The sequence below is a fragment of the Acidobacteriota bacterium genome (assembly GCA_016715115.1).
Lineage (GTDB): Bacteria > Acidobacteriota > Blastocatellia > Pyrinomonadales > Pyrinomonadaceae > JAFDVJ01.
Window position 1 is genome coordinate 424,447 of the sequence record JADKBM010000016.1, and the last position, 16,282, is coordinate 440,728.

General features: G+C 57.5%; 14 protein-coding genes. 8 read left to right on the forward strand and 6 right to left on the reverse strand.

Annotated features, from left to right (window positions below; translation table 11 throughout):
- Window positions 1–85: 85 nt before the first annotated feature.
- A complete protein-coding gene (locus IPN69_19675; protein ID MBK8812930.1) occupies window positions 86–1,018 on the reverse strand; it encodes a LysR family transcriptional regulator in 933 nt (310 codons plus the stop codon).
- 167 nt (window positions 1,019–1,185) lie between these two features.
- On the opposite strand from IPN69_19675, the gene IPN69_19680 reads away from it, so the two are divergent.
- The 5 genes from IPN69_19680 (at window position 1,186) to IPN69_19700 (ending at window position 6,506) form a co-directional block, all read left to right on the forward strand.
- Window positions 1,186–2,154 carry a hypothetical protein gene (locus IPN69_19680; protein ID MBK8812931.1) on the forward strand — a complete coding sequence of 323 codons (969 nt, stop codon included), beginning with the start codon at window positions 1,186–1,188 and terminating at the stop codon, window positions 2,152–2,154.
- A gap of 272 nt (window positions 2,155–2,426) precedes the next feature.
- A complete protein-coding gene (murQ, locus tag IPN69_19685; GenBank protein MBK8812932.1) occupies window positions 2,427–3,329 on the forward strand; it encodes an N-acetylmuramic acid 6-phosphate etherase in 903 nt (300 codons plus the stop codon).
- On the forward strand, window positions 3,326–3,853 hold the full coding sequence (locus tag IPN69_19690) for a hypothetical protein (protein ID MBK8812933.1): 528 nt from the start codon (window positions 3,326–3,328) through the stop codon (window positions 3,851–3,853). Before murQ ends, IPN69_19690 begins: the two co-directional genes overlap by 4 nt.
- Before the next feature lie 143 nt (window positions 3,854–3,996).
- Entirely contained in the window at window positions 3,997–4,734 is a 738-nt protein-coding gene (locus IPN69_19695) for an SIMPL domain-containing protein (GenBank protein ID MBK8812934.1), read from the forward strand.
- 260 nt (window positions 4,735–4,994) lie between these two features.
- The gene (locus IPN69_19700) at window positions 4,995–6,506 is read left to right on the forward strand and encodes a sodium/solute symporter (protein ID MBK8812935.1); all 1,512 of its coding nucleotides are present in this window, start codon (window positions 4,995–4,997) and stop codon (window positions 6,504–6,506) included.
- Here IPN69_19700 and IPN69_19705 read toward each other — a convergent pair.
- A complete protein-coding gene (locus IPN69_19705; protein ID MBK8812936.1) occupies window positions 6,491–6,781 on the reverse strand; it encodes a hypothetical protein in 291 nt (96 codons plus the stop codon). The genes IPN69_19700 and IPN69_19705 overlap by 16 nt on opposite strands.
- A 43-nt stretch (window positions 6,782–6,824) precedes the next feature.
- Between IPN69_19705 and IPN69_19710 the strand changes: the two genes are divergently transcribed.
- Both IPN69_19710 and lysA read left to right on the forward strand, forming a co-directional pair.
- Complete coding sequence (locus tag IPN69_19710; protein ID MBK8812937.1) at window positions 6,825–8,648, forward strand: glycoside hydrolase family 3 C-terminal domain-containing protein; 1,824 nt, start codon at window positions 6,825–6,827, stop codon at window positions 8,646–8,648.
- Window positions 8,649–8,681: 33 nt separating this feature from the next.
- Window positions 8,682–10,100 (forward strand): diaminopimelate decarboxylase, encoded by a 1,419-nt coding sequence (lysA, locus tag IPN69_19715; GenBank protein MBK8812938.1) that lies wholly within the window; start codon window positions 8,682–8,684, stop codon window positions 10,098–10,100.
- Window positions 10,101–10,196: 96 nt separating this feature from the next.
- Here the strand turns inward: lysA and IPN69_19720 are convergent, their stop codons facing one another.
- A complete protein-coding gene (locus IPN69_19720; protein ID MBK8812939.1) occupies window positions 10,197–11,696 on the reverse strand; it encodes a hypothetical protein in 1,500 nt (499 codons plus the stop codon).
- 125 nt (window positions 11,697–11,821) lie between these two features.
- Window positions 11,822–12,514, reverse strand: coding sequence for an HAD family phosphatase (locus tag IPN69_19725; protein ID MBK8812940.1), 693 nt, complete (start codon window positions 12,512–12,514; stop codon window positions 11,822–11,824).
- On the opposite strand from IPN69_19725, the gene IPN69_19730 reads away from it, so the two are divergent.
- Window positions 12,507–12,962, forward strand: coding sequence for a hypothetical protein (locus IPN69_19730; GenBank protein ID MBK8812941.1), 456 nt, complete (start codon window positions 12,507–12,509; stop codon window positions 12,960–12,962). The genes IPN69_19725 and IPN69_19730 overlap by 8 nt on opposite strands.
- A 233-nt stretch (window positions 12,963–13,195) precedes the next feature.
- Here IPN69_19730 and IPN69_19735 read toward each other — a convergent pair whose 3' ends face one another.
- A complete protein-coding gene (locus tag IPN69_19735) occupies window positions 13,196–14,686 on the reverse strand; it encodes an FAD-binding oxidoreductase (GenBank protein MBK8812942.1) in 1,491 nt (496 codons plus the stop codon).
- 41 nt (window positions 14,687–14,727) lie between these two features.
- Window positions 14,728–16,089 (reverse strand): serine/threonine protein kinase, encoded by a 1,362-nt coding sequence (locus IPN69_19740; GenBank protein MBK8812943.1) that lies wholly within the window; start codon window positions 16,087–16,089, stop codon window positions 14,728–14,730.
- Window positions 16,090–16,282: the final 193 nt, after the last annotated feature.

A 16,282-nucleotide genomic window follows, 5' to 3' on the forward strand; every position in this document is an offset into this window, starting at 1 on the left:
GTACAAGTCTCTGCTGATTAATCATGAAGTTGGTTTTTGTGTGATCGAGGTCGCTGCGCTCCCGCTTGCTAATTCTTTGCGGTCGCTATCGCTCCCGGTTCTGACTCTTCGCTTTCAGTTCTTTCTCGCGTTCTTTGAAGCTCTCTTTGCAGAACTTGCAAAACTCCTTCGCGATCGGCGAGAAGTAGCCGCCCCGCAAGCGGGCGAGACCGAGTTCCCATTTGATCTCGGCGCCTTCGATGAACCAGGAGACCAATCGGCCTTCGCGAACTTCGCGTGAAACCGTCTTCGCGCCCGCGATCCCGACGCCCATCTGGTTTTCGACCATCCGGTTGATCGCAGTCTGGCGCGAAAGTTCCATCATCACGTTCGGTCGGACGTTCGAAGCGTTGAAGAAATCGTCAATCATCCGGCGCGTGTTGCCGCCTTTCTCGCCGAGGATGAGATGTTCGCCGGCGAGCGCCGCGGCGCTGATGACGCGTTCGTCGCACAACGGGTGCGACGGATGGGCGATCGCGACGATCTCGTCGGAAAACAGCAGCTCGGTCTGAACGTTCGACGTCTCGACCGGAAGCGATACGAACGCGATGTCGATCTCGCCGTGCATAATCTTCTCAACGAGCACCTGACTCGTGCCGCTGCTGACCGTGATCTCGGCATTGGGGAAGGTCTTTTTGAGCTTTTCCAGAATCCCGGGAAGCTGTTCGGTGGCGAACATCGACGACGAAGTGCCGATTCGCAAACGACCGTATTCGGCGCCGGCGAGTTCCGAGATCTCGGCGATCGCCGAGTCGTGCTCGCGCAGGATCCGGCGCGCGCGGTCGAGCAGATACTCGCCGGCCTCGGTCAAGATCACGCGCCGCGGCGTACGTGTAAACAGCTGCAATCCGACCTCGTCCTCGAGCTGCCTGATCTGCATAGAGATCGCCGCTTGGGTGACGTTCATGATCCGCGCCCCGGCAGTGAACGTCTTTGTCTCGGCGATCGCCAAGAATGCTTTGAGTTGTCTGATTTCCATGTTCGTGAACGGTAAGTCGACGATTGCTGACGGTTGAAGACCGTGCGCGCGCCGTCAACAATTAACGATTATCAATCAACTTTTGTTATTGCACTTATAAAATCTTTTAGTTTTGATTATATGTCAAGCATCATTAGAATAGGACTCAAGAGCTTCATCTTCCGTTTATGTCGCCGCGCACCCCAAAAACGAGCCGTAAAGGCAACATCCACAATCTTTACCTGGGAGTTGACGGAGGCGGAACAAAGACCCACATCGCGCTTATCAATAACCAGGGAGAGGTCGTCGCCGAGGGCTTTTCGGGCGCGTCGAACCCGCTTCGAGTCGGCATCGAAACGGCTGTTTCGAACATCCTTGCAGCCGTCGACAAAACTTGCGATGAAAACAACCTGATTCGCGGCGATATCGTCGCGGCGACACTCGGACTTGCGGGAGTACGCCGCTCAGACCTGCGGCAACGCGTTCGTGAACGCATCGTTCAGCTTTTGCGGGTCAAGAAGGTCGATGTCTTTACCGACGCCGAGATCGCGTTGTTCGGGATCGGCAAAACCAGGCCCGGACTGGTTATCATCGCCGGCACCGGATCGGTGGCCATCGGCCAGAACTCGAAGGGCGAAAGATCTTCGGCGGGCGGCTGGGGCCCGCTCGCGGGCGACGAGGGTGGCGGCGCGGGAATCGCTTTGAGCGCACTGCACCGTATCGCCAAGGCTTCGGACGGACGGGCACCGGAAACCGCTCTGAGCGAAAAAGCTGTGGAATACTTCCGCGCCGGCCGGTTGGAGAACCTGTCGGTGGCGCTTTACGCGCCGCAGGTGGACAACGCTCGTATCGCCGGATTCGCGAAATTTGTCTGCGAAACCGCCGCTGCGGGCGACGCGGTTGCGATCGAGGTTTTGCGCGAGGCGGGCAGCGAACTCGGACTCGCGGCCCGGGCGGTAATCGAGAAGCTTAGGCTGCAGCGATCGAAGGTACCGATCGGACTCGTCGGCGGCGTCTTCAAATCCGGCCCGCTCGTCACCGATTCCCTGCTCGCGAAAGTTCATCAGGTCGCGCCGAAAGCGTATTTGTTCGATAATATGACCGCGCCCGCATACTCGGCGGCGCGAATGGCTTTGGCGGGGAGCAGTGAGCGGTGAGCGGTGAGCAGTGAGGGGGGGAGGGGGGCGGGGGGGGGGGGGGGGGGGGGGGGGGGGGGGGGGGGGGGGGGGGGGGGGGGGGGGGGGGGGGGGGGGGGGGGGGGGGGGGGGGGGGGGGGGGGGGGGGGGGGGGGGGGGGGGGGGGGGGGGGGGGGGGGGGGGGGGGGGGGGGGGCCTCGCTCACCCAGCTCACCGCTCACCGCTCACCGCTCACCGCTCACTGCTCACTGACCACTGCTCACTGACCACTGACCACTGACCACTGACTGCCTATGATTCCTGTAACAGAACAAGAAAACCCGAAGACGAGAGCGATCGATCAGGTTTCGACGCTTGAGGCGCTCCGTTTGATCAATGACGAGGACAAACTCGTCGCGCTCGCGGTCGAAAAGATATTGCCAGAAATCGCGTCGGCGACCGATCGTATCGTCGAACGGATGGAGAACGGCGGACGGCTGTTCTACGTCGGAACCGGCACGAGCGGACGACTCGGCGTTCTTGACGCGAGCGAGATCCCGCCGACCTACGGCGTCTCGTACGACCTCGTCCAGGGAGTCATTGCCGGCGGTTACGACGCGCTTTACAAAGCCACCGAAGCGAGCGAGGACAATCGCGAAGCGGGCCGCGCGGATCTCGAAAGACGCGGGCTGCGCTCAACCGATTCGGTCGTCGGCATCGCCGCCTCGGGCCGCACGCCGTACACCATCGGCGCGCTCGATTACGCCCGGGAAGTCGGCTGTTTCACGGCCTGCATTACCTGCGTTCCGGAATCGCCTGTCACAAATGCCGCGGAGATCGCGCTTGTCGCCGTCGTCGGCCCCGAAGCGATCACCGGATCGACGCGGATGAAGGCGGGAACCGCTCAGAAGTTGATCCTCAATATGATCTCGACGACCGCGATGATCCGCCTCGGATACGTCAAGGGAAACCGTATGACGAACGTCAAATCGTCGAATATCAAGCTGAAGGAACGTTCGCTTCGGATTCTTATGGCCGAAACCGGCCTCGATCAGGATTCCGCCTCGCGTTTGATGGACGCGGCGGACTCAGACCTGCGGGTCGCGCTCGTGATGGCACGCACCGGAGCCGAGCCGAAACGCGCGGCGGAGCAGCTGGCACAAAGCGGGTTCGTAATTGAATCGGCCGTGGCCGCGATCGAATCGGAGGGACGATGATCCGATTTGCCTTTGTTCTTTTCGCGATTCTTGTCCTTGCCGGCACGTCAGCCGCGCAGGACGCGAACTGTGCGATCGATGCGTGGGTCGAACATCGTGACCCGCGCGGTCTGAACGTACGGGCAAAGCCTGATCTGAAAGCGAAGATCGTCGGCAAGCTCAGGTACGACAACGGCGACGACAACGAGATCGTGATGGTCAAGATCGTCGGCTATGCGAAGGGTTGGGTCAAGATCTCGGGGGCCTCGACCGTCGGCGGCGACTTGCTATTCAGCGGCAACGGATGGGTCACTGCGAAAGCCGTGATCTTGCGCACGGAACGGCCGGACGGAAACTCCGCCAAACGCGTCGCCTTGTATTCGCGCCCGTCAAAGGCCAGCGGCGTCGCGGCGCGAATTCCTGCCGAAGTTGCAGTTCGCATTCGTGGATTCGCGTGCTTCGGGCCCAAGGTCACCTATTCCGGTAAAACCGGATGGCTTTCGCGCGAAGACCTCTGCGGCAACCCGGTCACCACCTGCCCCTGATCGGCGCGCAATTCCCCGCCGTCCGTGAAATTTTACCCAAGTTCGCCTCTGATATTCTCAAAAACCGAGCATTCCCGCGGGCATAGCGCTTGCCGTGATCATGTTTGACGGATCATCGAAGACCGTCGAAAAGGAGCAGGATTATGCACGCTGAAAACAGAAGATCTTGGCTCGACGCGGCGTTCGTTCTCGCGGTCGGACTGGTCATTTCTTCGTTTATTTTTGGTTGGTTTTTCGCCAAGTCGAAAAAGGGCGACGAAGCGATCACCGTGACGGGCTCGGCGAAGAAAAGGATCAAATCGGATCTTGTCGTCTGGTCGGCCGACGTTTCGTATCAGGCGTCGCAGGTTTCGGACGCTTACACGCGCCTTTCGGGCGACATCCCCAAAGTCAAGCATTATCTGATCACAAAAGGCGTTGCCGAAAACCAGATCACGATCTCGTCGATTTCGACAACGACGCTGAAAAAGACCGATCAGACGGGAAATGAAACCGGCGAGATCACCGGCTACGTCTTGCGGCAGAGCCTCGAGGTACGCTCGAACGATGTCGATCGGATCGCCGCGATCGCGCGCGAGGCAACGGAGTTGATCAATCAGGGAATAATGCTCGAATCGTCGGCGCCGCGTTTCTATTTCACGGCCATCGGCGATCTCAAGATCGAAATGCTCGGTGAGGCGGCCCGAGACGCCAAGGCCCGCGCCGTGCGCATCGCCGCGAGCACCGGCGACAGCGTCGGCGCCGTCCGCAACGCGCGAATGGGCGTGATGCAGATCACGGCCGCCGATTCGACCGACGTTTCGGACTCCGGCATTTACGACACGAGCACGATCGACAAAGATGTGACGGCGGTCCTCAACGTGAGTTTCACGGTCGACTGACGGGAGAGCATTTGACTGGAGCACAAGCGTCCCCGCTTGCAATGAGCGCGGAGCGCGAACGGCGCCGGGGAAAAGAGCGCGCTTAAGTTCAGCGGCTTGACGGCGTTTCACGCCGTTTGCAAGCGGGGACGCTTGCGCTCCAGTCGAGTACGCTTGCGCTCCAGTCGCATTTCTCTGAGAGCCCATTTGACCTCAAACCCCTTTCAAGATAAAAATTCCTTATCGCATTCCAAATATCTTTCGGGTTATCTTATTGAACAATGCAGACTCTCGACCTGATCATCATCTTCGGCTATCTGATCGGCATCACGCTTTTCGGCGTTTTGTACTCCGGTAAACAGGAAACGACGGCCGATTACTTTGTCGGCGACCGCAGCGTCCCTTGGTGGGCGATCGCGATGTCGATCGTCGCCACCGAAACTTCGACGATCACGTTCATTTCCGTGCCCGGGATCGCTTTCGCCAAGAACGGGAATTTCGAGTTCCTGCAGCTTGTATTCGGCTATATGGTCGGCCGCGTCGTGATCTCGCTGATCTTCATCCCGATGTATTTCAAGGGCGAGCTTTTCACTGTGTATCAACTTCTCGGCGACCGGTTCGGCCAGAAAGTGAAGATGCTCGCATCGTCGTTGTTCGTGATAATGCGCAACATCGCAGACGGGATCAGGCTTCTGCTGACCGCGATCGTCCTGGCCGCCGTTTATACCGCTTTCGTTCCCGATGCGAACCCGAACACGATCATCATCGGATCGATCGTACTGCTCGGGATCGTGATGATCATTTTCACGTTTTACGGCGGAATGGAAGCGGTCATCTGGGTCGAGGTCGTGCAGCTCGGAATCTATATCGGCGGCGCGATCGCGGCGGCCTGGGTGATAATCGGCCAGGTCGACGGCGGAATGACGCGCGTATTGGAAGTCGGGAGCCAGTTCGACAAGTTCAAGTTCCTGGACTTTACTCTCGATTTTACAAAGACTTACACGTTTTGGGGCGGAATCATCGGCGGCTGCTTTTTGACGATGTCGACGCACGGAACCGATCAATATCTCGTGCAGCGTTACCTCTGCACCGACAAGCCCGCATCGGCGAGTTTCGCATTGCTTTCGAGCGGCGCGGTAGTGCTCGGCCAGTTCATCGGATTCCTGTTCATAGGTGTTCTGCTTTTCGCCTATTATCAGCCATTCAACCTGCCGGAATACTCGCAGATCGGGGTCGGAGGTTCGAGCCTTGCGGCGACGTTCCCGTTCACCGGCGGCGACAAGGTCTTTCCTGATTTCATCACGAAACATATGCCGACCGGTTTGAGCGGCCTTGTCGTTGCGGCGATCTTCGCGGCGGCTCTGTCGAGTTCGCTCAATTCGATCGCCGCGACCGCCGTCAACGATCTTTACAAACCATTCGCCAAAGACAAATCCGACAAGCATTTGCTGAAGATCGCGAGCATTCTGACGGTCATTGTCGGATTCGTTCAGATCACGGTCGCGATCGCCGTCAAAGATGCCGGACAATCCGCGCTCAATCAGGCGCTTGCCGTCGCCGGCCTGATCAACGGCCCGATCCTCGGAGTTTTCCTCGTCGGGACATTCGTCAAAAGGGCGAATCAAACCGCAGCGCTCGCCGGAATGCTGACAAGCATAGTCCTGATGCTATATGTTTATTTCGGAACGAAGATCGCGTTCCCTTGGTTTCCGGTGATCGGGAGTTTGACGACGCTCGTCGTCGCGACGGCCGTGAGTATGCTCGTGAGAACGCCGAGTCAATCGGTTCGCTGACGTTTGCGCGCGAGCGGTTTCGACTCGGCGTCGAGACGGTCGTCGAGGTCTTCGAAGGTATCGAACGCGATTCCCGTTAACTGCGAAAGATGGTCCAGATGACGCTGGGTCCGGTCGCTGATCTTCTCGAACCGCAGCCAGCGCTCATCGCTTTCTTTTCTGAACGAGAAAATGTCCTTCTTGTTCTGAAACTCGAGTTTGAGAATCTGCCGGCGAAGTTCAGCGCATTCGGCTTCGATTTTTTTGAGTCGTTTTTCGTGAGTTGAGTTTTCCATAACCAAGATTTTATTAACAACGATCCGGGGTGTCAAGATTTTTATGAAATTTGTCGTAAGTGTTGCAATCACGATAGTTCTACTCTTCAATTCGTTTCTGCCGGCGGTCGCGCAGACGGCCGCGCGGTCGATGCGTTCGGACTTCGCGCCGAAGGACAAGTCCTGGAAATTCGCCGACAAGGCGCTCAAGAAAATGACCATCGACGAAAAGGTCGGCCAGCTTGTCCACATCGGCATCAATGCCAAATTCGCGAATCAGGACAGCGAGTATTTCCAGGATCTGAAACGGCATATCGTCGAGAACAAACTCGGCGGCATCATCCTATTCGGCGCGCCGATGTATGAGACGGTTCATCTCGTGAACCGTATGCAGGAGAACGCGAAGACACCGCTTCTGATCTCGCTCGACGCCGAAACGGGGATCGGAATGCGGTTCTTCGACGCCGCGAATTTTCCTTGGAATATGGCGGTCGCCGCGACCCGCAACCCCGATTACGCGTATCAGATGGGCGTGGTCACGGGCCGCGAAGCGAAAGCGATGGGGATCCTGCAGGTCTACTCGCCGGTGCTCGACGTCAACAACAACGCGGACAATCCGGTCATCAACGTCCGGTCATACAGTGAAGATCCGGAACTCGTCGCGCAATTCGGCGAAGCCTTCATCGCCGGAGTACAGAGTCAGGGCGTGATCGCGACGGCGAAACACTATCCGGGCCACGGCGACACGAACATCGACTCGCACCGCGGTCTGCCGGTGATCGACGTCTCGCGCGAGCGTCTCGATCGCGTCGAACTCTATCCCTTCAAAAAAGCCATCGAAAACGGTGTCGCGTCGATAATGGTCGCGCACGTCGGAATGCCGCAGATCGACCCGACGCTGATCAAACCGCTCAAGAACGCGCTTCGCGTCGATGCCGAGGAAGGCGCCGAGATCGTCAGTGACAGCGTGCCCGTTCCGGCGACCTTGTCGAAAAAGATCACGACCGACATCTTGAAGACCGAGCTTGGATTCAAAGGACTGGTCGTCACGGACGCGATGAGTATGAGCGGCCTGACGCTTTACGTCGGCCAGGAAGAAGCCGGTGTCCGCGCGATCGAAGCCGGCGCCGACATCCTTGAAAAACCGGCCGATGTCGATGCGATGCTGAAAGGCCTCAAAGACGCCGTCAAATCGGGCCGTCTGAGCGAATCCCGCATCGACGAATCGGTCCGGAAGTTGCTCGCTTGGAAACATCACACCGGTCTTTACAATCAGAAGATCACGCCGCTCGATCAGATCGATCGTATCGTTTCGTCGAAAGACGTTTATGCGCTCATCGAGGAAGTTTCGAACAAAGCCGTAACGGTCGTTCGCAATGACGATAAACTTCTTCCGCTGGCAAAAGACAAGCGCGTTTTCGTGCTCGGCGTTTCGAACGGGTTCGACGGCGAGGCGACAAACGCCGCAATGAACCGCTTTTTGCGCGAGAACCGGATCCGTTCCGGGTCGGTGATGCTCCAGGACAATTCGACTATGGAACAGGCGGCCCGCGCCCGCGAGATGGCGAACAACGCCGAGATCGTCATCGTCGCAATGTTCGGACGTGTCCGTTCGGGGGCGAGGAACAGCGTCGGAATTCCGGAATCGGGCGCACAGATAATCCGTGATTTGCTCGCGAAGAACAAGAAGGTGATCGGCGTCGCATACGGCAATCCTTATGTTCTGGGAAGTTTTCCGGAGTTCAAGACATATGTCGTCGCTTACGGCGATATGGCCGGCCTTCAGCGCGCATCGGTTCGCGCGATGTTCGGGATGATCGAACCGGCCGGCAAGCTGCCGATCTCGCTCCCCGGCCTTCATCAGATCGGAACGGGATTGAAGTACTAATTTCGGAACTCCGAACGGAAATTCTCAAAGAAAATGTCCTGGAAGATCGCAAAATTCCTCGAATCGAAAAACAACGCCCTTCTGGTTGACGGCGTTTCCGCCGTTGATTTGGCAGAACGCTTCGGCACGCCGCTTTTCGTCTTCAGCGAGGCGCGGATTCGTCACAACATCGAGCGCCTGAAAAAAGCGCGGTCGGTGATCGACTGCGAACTGAAGGTCTGTTACGCGGCGAAGGCGAATTCGAATATGGGAATCCTGCGGGTCGTCAAAGAATCCGGCTGCGATCTCGAGGTCAATTCCGGCGGCGAACTCTGGAAGGCGCTGGAGGTCGGGTTTCGCGGCGATCAGATCATCTTCAACGGCACGAGCAAGGAAGTCTGGGAGATCGAAAAGGCGATCGACGCCGATATTTTCGCGATCCAAGTCGATTCCCTGTTCGAACTCTCGCTGATCGAGGAAACGGCGCGGCGACTCGGAAAACGCGCCAACGTCTCGCTTCGACTCGTGCCGGAGATCGAGACTAAGACGCATTCCGGTCTCCAGACGGCGCTTTTGACGTCGAAATTCGGAATGATGCCGGACGAGGCGCTTTCGGCGTTTCGGGAACATAAATCAAACCGGCATTTGAATCTATGCGGCATACATCTGCACATCGGTTCGCAGAACGCCGACGCCGCGCCATATTCTGAAGCATTGCGCGCGCTGTTCGATAATATGGTGTCGATCCACCGCGAAACCGGGATCAGGCTGTCGCATCTCAACCTCGGCGGCGGTTTTCCTGTAAATTACCTGCGCGACGGCTCGCATTCCGCGGATTTTGCAGTTCCCGAACGCGAAATGTTCGCTGCGGATTTCGAGCCGTCTGACGCGATCGCAAGCGCCTGGAAAGAGCTCAGGGCCGCAGCCGCTGATTCAAACGCGGAACACCTTCTCGACGGGTTGACGTTGCTTTTGGAACCCGGGCGCAGCGTCATCGCCGACACCGGGATTTGTCTGACGACGGTCCGAAATCAAAAAACCCGTCCGATCGCTGAAATCCAAAATCCAAAATCAGAAATCCAAAATGAGAACTGGTTGTTGACCGATGCCGGCTTCAACATTCTCCTTTCGATGGAAACTTACAAATGGTATTACCACATCGTTCACGCGTCGCGCGCGGACGACGCCCACGACACGCCGTACAAACTTGCCGGACCGCTCTGCGACGGTGGCGACGTCTATTTCGATATCGAAGGTCACAGCCGGCTGCCCGATCATCGGCTCTTGCCGGCCGGAGTCCGGCCGAACGACGTTTTGGCGTTGCTCAACTGCGGCGCGTATTCGATCGCCCAGATGTTTCAATACAACGGCAGGTTCTTGCCGGCGATCGTTTTGACTCGGGGCAACGGTGAGGTTGAATTGATCCGAAAGCGCGACGAATTCGCGGAACTGGTGGCCAACGACCTCTGGTAAATCGCACGGGCCGACTGGAGCGCAAGCGTCCCCGCTTGCGACGGCGCGTGGTGCCGCAAGCCGCGGCGCATCTTAAGCTGATCTACACCGCAGGCTTCACCATTCGGTCTTCTGAATCAGCGCCCGGAGCGTCTCTTTTTCTGTATCGTTGAGCTCAAATCCCATCAATTCATAGATTTGCGAGAGATCGGCGAAGGCGATGGCGCGGACGCTGTCGTCTTTGATCGCAAGGATCGTTTCGAGATTGAGATGCGATATCTCGCGGGCCTTGTCGGTCTCGCCGTGGGCCGCAAATCGTTTGGCGAGTTCGTTGTAAGCGCCCGAACGCAAGGCGAGTTGCGGAACGGTTTCGGCGAGTTCGGCCGCGGAACCGAGCAATTGCAATGCCGCGTCCGAATCGCCCCGCCTTTGCTTCGCGTCCGACATTCCGACAAGCGTCGTCATTCGCTTGGCGTCATCCGCGATCGCGCGAAGGGCCTGATCGGCGAAATCGTCCTGGCCGTGGAGCGTGGCGATCTGCGCGATCTCGCCGAGCGCATCCATTTGCTCGCTATCGTCCGGCAGGAACTGCGCCGCCTCGATCGCGCGCTCGTACTTCTCAAATCCGGCAAACTGGGTCGCGACCGAACGCCAGAGCTGAAACTTCGCGCGGCTGTCGCGTGTTTCGGTTTCGAGCTGCGACTGCAGTATCTGGTAAGCCTCTTCGAGCGCATCGAGGGCATCGATTCGCTCGTCGCGTTCCCAGTAACCGCGCGCGAAACCGAGCAGTGTCGCGGAAAGATGTGTTTTATCGGTGATGAGGTCAAGCGTGCGGTCGGCGAGATCGATCGAACCCGCGTTGAAGAAACCGAGTGAAACAGCCGAAAGCAGATACTCGCGATGAACGCTGTCCATCTTTTCGACGACCTGCCGCGCCTTGTCGAGCGTTTCGATCGCCCGATCCTTTCGGTTCGCGTCACTGAACAGGTTTCCGATGTCGGTCAAAAGCCGGATCTCGTCGGTTTCGTAGTCGATCGTGCCGGCCACGATCGCGGCGCGGTCGAGAAACTCGACGGCCGACTTCTTGTCGTCTTTCTGTAGATACTGTCCGGCGAGCGTGCCGAGCGCGACGGCCTTGGCCGTCGGAAACTTCATCGCGTCGATCATTTCGTCGCGCCGTTCAGCGTTGCCCTCCGCATCAAAACGCAAAGCCATTTCGCTGAAGACATTGTCCGGGTGGTCGAGCGTTTCAGCCGTGGCCAGCGCCTTTTCAAAGTCGCCGGAGGCAACCTGGCAGACAGCGATGCGTTCGCGGGCTTCAGCTGCAATCCCGACGTCTTCGATCGCTTCCGCGAGTTGGAACGCGTACTCGACGTCGTTCGCCACGGCGCATTTCTCAGCGACGAGCGTCAGCAAGCGGTCCCGCGCAAACGGGTCCGCGATCGAGTCCGACAGTTCGGCGGCCAGATCGACCTCGCCTTTTTCGACATAGATCGGCACGATGCGCTTCAGCGCGTCGGCGTGTCCGTCGGCGCTCTTAACGTCTTCCGCGAGCCGCGCGGCCAGCGCGAGCAAATTCCCGCGGGCGTCGTCGATTGATATCAGATGTTCGCTCATAATTCAGATTCGGAATTTCGACCCGAGCGCAAACCTCGCACCTGCAAGCGCGAAACGGCTCACGTCGTCGGCTCCTGCCTTCGCGCGCAGCACCGTTTGAACGGGCAACCTTGCGCTTCGGTCAGCTAAACAAAGACTCTTCGAACGGATTCGGGCATCCAGTCACGAAGGTCGGAGGAAACGGCGTCGGCGCCGGCCGCTCGAAGTTTTTCGGCCGAGACCGCGCTCGTGATCCCAAGCGTTTTCATTCCGGCGGCGCGCGCGGCGGCGATTCCCTGCGTCGCGTCCTCAATGACCAACGTCTCGCCGTGGACCATCGGCAAATGACCTTCCTTTATCCGGTAGGAGTCGATCAGGCCGAAACCCTTCAAAAAACATTCAGGGTCGGGTTTATGCCGGGAAATGTCTTCGGACGAAACGATCACCGAAAACCATTTCAACAGTCCCGTCTTCTCGAGCACGAACTCGATCTCTTCACGTTTCGCCATCGAAACGATCCCGAGCGCAAAGTCCTTTGACGCGAGATGAATGAAATGCTCGGCGCCGCGGATCATTGGGACTTCCCCGGCAATCAGTTCCCGCCATCGGGCCGTCTTTGCGGCGTTGATTTCGGCAACCCGTTCGTCGGTCACTTCCTTGCCCGCACGGGCGAAGTTCGTCCGGATGAAGGTCAAATCGTCCATTCCCATACAGGCGTAATAGTCATCGTCGGTCAGCTCGATGCCGTCGGCCTTCAGGATCTCCCGATAAGCCGTCAACTGAACCGGTTCGTCGTCGATGATAACGCCGTTAAAGTCGAAAAGTATTGCTTTGATCATTAGTTTTGTATTCCAAACATTTATATTCCAGAATTCCAGATATTCATATTCCAGATATTCCAGATATTCATATTCCAGATATTCCAGACATTCGTATTCCAGATTCCAGAACTATATGCTTTCGTGTTCCAGATTCCAGAATTCCAGATATTCATATTCCAGATATTACAGATTCCAGATATTCCAGATTCCAGATATTCCAGATTCCAGGCTTTCGTATTCCAGACATTCGTATTACAGAATTCCAGATATTCACATTCCAGATATTCCAGATTCCAGGCTTCCGTATTCCAGACATTCGAATTCAAGTATTCAAGATATTCACATTCCAGATATTCCAGATTCCAGAATTACTGGCTTTCGTATTCCAGACATTCGTATTACAGATTCCAGGCTTGGAATCGGGAATCGCGTTGAAATCGCGTCGAGTCGGTACCATCTGCGGTAGCGGATGGTTGGACGCGGCATTTCCCGACCGCAGTATTGATACCAACCGATCTTCAACCATCCGCTACCGCAGATGGCACTGACTCGTCCCAGCCCCTGATAGAAAGACCCATTGGGTTTTTCAAAGAACCCGAATCTGGATTCCATTATCCGAAATCTGGAATCTGAAATCTGGAATCTGGAATCTGGAATCCGAATTCCCAAATCCGAATTCCCAATTCCCAATTCCCAAATCTATATGAACCTCTCGTCGATCATATTGCCGCGGCCGAGTAGGCCTTTCGGATCGAAGGCACGTTTCAGTTCCGCCATTTCGTTCAGATATCGCTCGCCGTACTGCACATAAAGATACTTCGCCTTGTGTTTGCCGATGCCGTGTTCGGCGGATATCGTGCCGCCGAGCATTATCGACTGGGCGATAAACCGGCCGTAAAGATGTTTCGCGCGCACCGCCTCTTCGTCGTTCTTCGGGATCATATTGGCGTGCAGATGATTGTCCGCGATGTGGCCGAAGATGACGTATTCGAGCCCGCTCGCCTCGAGTTTTTCCTTATAGAACGTGAGAAACGAAGCAAAATTCCGATCGGGGACAGCCATATCGGTTCCGATCTTTTTCTGTTTGTTGCGAACGATCCTTTCATTGACCGCGACCGGCAACGCATGCCTGAAATCGCGAAGCTTTTCGCGGTCCGTTTCGGTCGTCGTGAACCACGAGCGTTCGAGATCGGCACCGTGTTTTTCGAGCAGATCGTTCCACTCGGCGAGCGATTCGTCCTCGGTCCCGGCCGTCGTTTCCTGTTCGAAAAAGATCGCCCCGCGCGCCGATTCGGGGACGTCCGGGAACTTTTCGGAGATGAACTTCAGCGCGCGGTCGTCAAAGTATTCGATCAGCGATGCCGAAACGGATCCATCGCGAGTTGGGGCGCTCCGGTTTCTAAACGAAGATTCGCGGGCCTCGGCGACAAAGTTCAAGAGATTCTCTTCGCTTTCGAAAAAGACGATCCCGCTGAAGAACGACTCGGGTTTCGGCAAGAGCGCGAGTTCCGCCTCGACGATCACGCCGAGCGTACCTTCGGATCCGATGAACAGATCGATCGCGTCGACCTTGTCTCCGGAAACAAAGCCGCTCGCGTTCTTTCGAACGTCCGGTTGCTCATAGGTCGGAAGCTTCGCCCTGATCGCTCGACCGCCGTTCGTTTCGAGTTCTACGAAGCCGTCGCGTGAAAAGACTTCGCCGCGTCTGAGCGTCAAGGTTTCGCCGTCAGGCAAGACGATCTCAAGCCGGCGAACGAAGCTTCGGGTCGCGCCGTACTTGAAACTCCGCGCGCCCGAAGCGTTGGTCGCGATCGTGCCGCCGATCTGACAACTCCATTCGGTCGGATCGGGCGGATAGAACAGCCCTTCAGCCTCGACCGCCCGCTGAAGATCGCTGAGAACCACCGCGCTCTGAACGATCGCAAAACCGTCTTTTTTGTTGATCTCGACGATCTTGTTGAGTCGTTCCATCGAAATGACCCAACCTCCGAACGGCACGGCGCCGCCGACCGTTCCCGTTCGTGCGCCCGAAACCGTTACCCCGATCCCTTTCTCGTTCGCCTCGCGGAGCGTTTCGGCGATCTCGTCGGCAGTGTCGGGAACAAAAACCCTCTCGGCGTGGCCGCCGGGCATATTGCTCGCGTCGATGAGATAGTCCTCTATTCCGTCCTCGGCGGTCTTGACCTGCATACCGTCTAGTTTAAGTCAAAATGCGAGAACTTGCATCCTGATCAGTTTGCCGGGGAGCGTTGCGACTTCTGCCGCGCTCGTTCGGATTCCTGTTTGAAGCGCTCGATCAGCGGCTGGGCGTCGGCAAAGCGCGGATGATCCCGTTCGACCGAACTTAGCAACAGATAAGCGCGGCGGTATTTGTTCGCGATCTCCTCCCATTCGAATCGGGTCGTTGCGACCGTTTCCTTCGCCTGCGCCTCCCTTCCCTGCTCGAGCGCTTCGTTGTAAACATCGACAGAAGAAACCTCGGCCGCCGGTTGAGTCTGCGCATCAGGAGCCGGCGCGCGCCCTTTGACGGTCGCCGATTGGCGCGAGCCGACGCCCGCGAAATGGAGCGTCAAAAACAACAGGGCGACCGTTCCGAAACCCAAAACAATGCGCGTCAGATTGCGGTTTCCGGCGTCGTTCGCAACTTGCGCTGTGCCCGCAATGGGCGGCCGCATCAAGCGCTGTGTCGGCGAAACGATCACCGTCGGCGGGGTTTCGACCGGCGTTTGGATCAGAATCGGGGCAGCCGGAATTGAGGTGCTGCGGCGACCGTGAAAAAAACCGGTGTGCGCCGCTACCGAGTTGAGCGCGGCCAACGCCTCTTTCGCCGAGACGAAGCGTTCGCGAGCATCGCGCCGGACAAGTCTTGAGACGAATTCCCGAACGTCCGGCGAAAGCGCGGCGCGTGTCGTCCATTGAAATTCGAGGGTCGCGGGATCTTTCGGAATATCGAGCGGCTTGACGCCCGAGAGTCCTTCGATCCCAACAAGTCCGAGCGCGAACAGATCGCTGCTGAAGTTCGGATTTCCGGCCATTTGTTCGACCGGCATATATCCGTGAGAACCGATCGCAACCGATCGCTCTCCGGCCGCGGAATTGACCTGCTTGACGGCGCCGAAGTCGATCAGCGCGAAACTTCCCTCCGACGCGCGACGGATGATGTTCGCCGGCTTCACGTCGCGATGGATAACGCGCTCGCCGTGAACAAATGAGAGGATCTCGAGAATCTGTCCGAGAAACTGTATCAATTCGTGCTGATCGTAGCGCTTGCCGCCGAGAAACTCGCGGTCGAGCGTGTGTCCCTCTATAAACTCCTGAACCAGAAAGAACTCGCCGCGTTCGCAGAAATGCGCGATCAGCGCGGGAATGCTCGGATGGCGTCCGAGCCGGTAAAGAGTCTCGGCCTCTTGTTGAAAAAGTTCGCCCGCAAGCGCGAGCGACGCCGCGTCGCGCGACTGCGGACGGAGATGCTTGATGACGCATTTCGGCCGATGCGGAAATCCAAGATCCTCACCGAGGAATGTGAACCCGAATCCGCCCGACCCGATCTGCCGCAGGACGCGGTAGCGATTGTTGATGACTGTGTTTTCCATTTGAAGCCGTTCCGGGTGAGGCGTCGGACCGTATCAATTTTATCAAATCGCCAACCGGGTTTGATAGCGATATTTTCCGGCGTCGAACGACGGAGTAAAGTGAAGAGTGCAGAGTGGATAGTGGATAGTGCATAGTGCAGAGTGCAGAGTGCATAGTGTACATAACACTTGATCAGGACCTTTGAACTATCCA

Excerpts from the sequence above, each read along its gene's own strand:
- lysA (MBK8812938.1), top strand. The coding sequence starts at position 8,682 with ATGTCCTGGAAGATCGCAAAATTCCTCGAATCGAAAAACAACGCCCTT.
- IPN69_19680 (MBK8812931.1), top strand. The coding sequence starts at position 1,186 with ATGTCGCCGCGCACCCCAAAAACGAGCCGTAAAGGCAACATCCACAAT.
- IPN69_19675 (MBK8812930.1), bottom strand. The coding sequence starts at position 1,018 with ATGGAAATCAGACAACTCAAAGCATTCTTGGCGATCGCCGAGACAAAG.
- IPN69_19725 (MBK8812940.1), bottom strand. The coding sequence starts at position 12,514 with ATGATCAAAGCAATACTTTTCGACTTTAACGGCGTTATCATCGACGAC.
- IPN69_19700 (MBK8812935.1), top strand. The coding sequence starts at position 4,995 with ATGCAGACTCTCGACCTGATCATCATCTTCGGCTATCTGATCGGCATC.
- IPN69_19735 (MBK8812942.1), bottom strand. The coding sequence starts at position 14,686 with ATGCAGGTCAAGACCGCCGAGGACGGAATAGAGGACTATCTCATCGAC.
- IPN69_19705 (MBK8812936.1), bottom strand. The coding sequence starts at position 6,781 with ATGGAAAACTCAACTCACGAAAAACGACTCAAAAAAATCGAAGCCGAA.
- IPN69_19710 (MBK8812937.1), top strand. The coding sequence starts at position 6,825 with ATGAAATTTGTCGTAAGTGTTGCAATCACGATAGTTCTACTCTTCAAT.
- IPN69_19720 (MBK8812939.1), bottom strand. The coding sequence starts at position 11,696 with ATGAGCGAACATCTGATATCAATCGACGACGCCCGCGGGAATTTGCTC.
- IPN69_19690 (MBK8812933.1), top strand. The coding sequence starts at position 3,326 with ATGATCCGATTTGCCTTTGTTCTTTTCGCGATTCTTGTCCTTGCCGGC.
- murQ (MBK8812932.1), top strand. The coding sequence starts at position 2,427 with ATGATTCCTGTAACAGAACAAGAAAACCCGAAGACGAGAGCGATCGAT.
- IPN69_19695 (MBK8812934.1), top strand. The coding sequence starts at position 3,997 with ATGCACGCTGAAAACAGAAGATCTTGGCTCGACGCGGCGTTCGTTCTC.
- IPN69_19740 (MBK8812943.1), bottom strand. The coding sequence starts at position 16,089 with ATGGAAAACACAGTCATCAACAATCGCTACCGCGTCCTGCGGCAGATC.